The sequence below is a fragment of the Marinomonas atlantica genome (genome assembly GCF_001639725.1).
Taxonomy (GTDB): Bacteria; Pseudomonadota; Gammaproteobacteria; order Pseudomonadales; family Marinomonadaceae; genus Marinomonas; species Marinomonas atlantica.
Genome location: NZ_LTAW01000048.1, coordinates 1 through 264 on the forward strand (window position 1 = coordinate 1; position 264 = coordinate 264).

Consider the following 264-nt stretch of genomic DNA (forward strand, 5'->3'; position numbering starts at 1 on the left):
AAGACGCGGCTTTTTGCGTTTCAAGAACCCAAAACTTCCCTTTCCTGATTTTAGGCTTAATACCTATACTTTTCGTACAAACAGACAAAACCTTATGTTTCACTGGTTGTTATTCGCTACGCAAAGCAGGATAATAACGGGATCGGAGCTCTTTACACTTATTATTATGACCGAATATTTCTTATTGTTGGTGGGAACTGTCCTCGTCAACAATTTCGTACTGGTAAAATTCCTTGGGTTGTGCCCTTTCATGGGTGTGTCAAA

General features: G+C 39.8%; 1 protein-coding gene. It reads left to right on the top strand.

Annotated elements, in window-relative coordinates; all coding sequences use genetic code 11:
• Positions 1 to 166: 166 nt before the first annotated feature.
• The coding region (locus AYW75_RS18845) for an Rnf-Nqr domain containing protein (protein ID WP_331709534.1) at positions 167 to 264 on the top strand (98 nt) is incomplete at its 3' end.